Source organism: Enterococcus avium ATCC 14025 (genome assembly GCF_000406965.1).
Lineage (GTDB): Bacteria > Bacillota > Bacilli > Lactobacillales > Enterococcaceae > Enterococcus_A > Enterococcus_A avium.
On the sequence record NZ_KE136358.1, the window covers coordinates 102,501 to 104,682 of the forward strand.

The window sequence follows — 2,182 nt, forward strand, 5'->3', positions numbered from 1 at the left end:
TTTCTAGCAGACCTTTCCAGGTCCCTCGACTATCTCACTGGACTACCATATCGGAGTCCTACAACCCCAAGAGGCAAGCCTCTTGGTTTGGGCTTTTCCCGTTTCGCTCGCCGCTACTCAGGGAATCGATTTTTCTTTCTCTTCCTGCAGGTACTTAGATGTTTCAGTTCTCTGCGTCTACCTCTAATCAGCTATGTATTCACTGAAAAGTAACATCCTATAAAAGATGCTGGGTTTCCCCATTCGGAAATCTCCGGATCAAAGCTTACTTACAGCTCCCCGAAGCATATCGGTGTTAGTCCCGTCCTTCATCGGCTCCTAGTGCCAAGGCATCCACCGTGCGCCCTTATTCACTTAACCTTATCTTGACTTTCGTCAAGGGTCTTACTAATTCCCATGAGCGATCATGTTCCTTAGTAATAAATAAGCAATTGAACTTATTAAAAAACTCATTCAACGCGGTGTTCTCGGTTTGTTTAAAATTGTTTCTGTATCCAGTTTTCAATGAACGATTTGAGAGTAGACCTCTCAAAACTGAACGAATAAAAGCAATCCTGTGTAGTTTCCGTAACGTTCATCTTCGATGAACTATTTCCTTAGAAAGGAGGTGATCCAGCCGCACCTTCCGATACGGCTACCTTGTTACGACTTCACCCCAATCATCTATCCCACCTTAGGCGGCTGGCTCCAAAAGGTTACCTCACCGACTTCGGGTGTTACAAACTCTCGTGGTGTGACGGGCGGTGTGTACAAGGCCCGGGAACGTATTCACCGCGGCGTGCTGATCCGCGATTACTAGCGATTCCGGCTTCATGTAGGCGAGTTGCAGCCTACAATCCGAACTGAGAGAAGCTTTAAAAGATTAGCTTAGCCTCGCGACTTCGCGACTCGTTGTACTTCCCATTGTAGCACGTGTGTAGCCCAGGTCATAAGGGGCATGATGATTTGACGTCATCCCCACCTTCCTCCGGTTTGTCACCGGCAGTCTCGCTAGAGTGCCCAACTAAATGATGGCAACTAACAATAAGGGTTGCGCTCGTTGCGGGACTTAACCCAACATCTCACGACACGAGCTGACGACAACCATGCACCACCTGTCACTTTGCCCCCGAAGGGGAAGCTCTATCTCTAGAGTGGTCAAAGGATGTCAAGACCTGGTAAGGTTCTTCGCGTTGCTTCGAATTAAACCACATGCTCCACCGCTTGTGCGGGCCCCCGTCAATTCCTTTGAGTTTCAACCTTGCGGTCGTACTCCCCAGGCGGAGTGCTTAATGCGTTAGCTGCAGCACTGAAGGGCGGAAACCCTCCAACACTTAGCACTCATCGTTTACGGCGTGGACTACCAGGGTATCTAATCCTGTTTGCTCCCCACGCTTTCGAGCCTCAGCGTCAGTTACAGACCAGAGAGCCGCCTTCGCCACTGGTGTTCCTCCATATATCTACGCATTTCACCGCTACACATGGAATTCCACTCTCCTCTTCTGCACTCAAGTTTCCCAGTTTCCAATGACCCTCCCCGGTTGAGCCGGGGGCTTTCACATCAGACTTAAGAAACCGCCTGCGCTCGCTTTACGCCCAATAAATCCGGACAACGCTTGCCACCTACGTATTACCGCGGCTGCTGGCACGTAGTTAGCCGTGGCTTTCTGGTTAGATACCGTCAAGGGATGAACATTCTACTCTCATCCTTGTTCTTCTCTAACAACAGAGTTTTACGATCCGAAAACCTTCTTCACTCACGCGGCGTTGCTCGGTCAGACTTGCGTCCATTGCCGAAGATTCCCTACTGCTGCCTCCCGTAGGAGTTTGGGCCGTGTCTCAGTCCCAATGTGGCCGATCACCCTCTCAGGTCGGCTATGCATCGTTGCCTTGGTGAGCCGTTACCTCACCAACTAGCTAATGCACCGCGGGTCCATCCATCAGTGACGCAAAAGCGCCTTTCAAACCGAAACCATGCGGTTTCGATTGTTATACGGTATTAGCACCTGTTTCCAAGTGTTATCCCCTTCTGATGGGCAGGTTACCCACGTGTTACTCACCCGTTCGCCACTCCTTTTCTTTCGGTGGAGCAAGCTCCGGTGAAAGAAAAAGCGTTCGACTTGCATGTATTAGGCACGCCGCCAGCGTTCGTCCTGAGCCAGGATCAAACTCTCATAAAAAGTGTTTGAAACAGTCTTCCGAC

At 50.2% G+C, this 2,182-nt stretch carries 2 rRNA genes (1 of these 2 running past the window's edge); both read right to left on the reverse strand.

Annotated elements, in window-relative coordinates:
• Positions 1-360: ribosomal RNA gene (locus OMU_RS06765) — 23S ribosomal RNA — on the reverse strand (it extends 2,552 nt beyond the left edge of the window).
• 240 nt (positions 361-600) lie between these two features.
• A 16S ribosomal RNA gene (locus OMU_RS06770) occupies positions 601-2,159 on the reverse strand.
• Together the 16S and 23S rRNA genes form the textbook arrangement of a ribosomal RNA operon.
• Between the last annotated feature and the right edge of the window lie 23 nt (positions 2,160-2,182).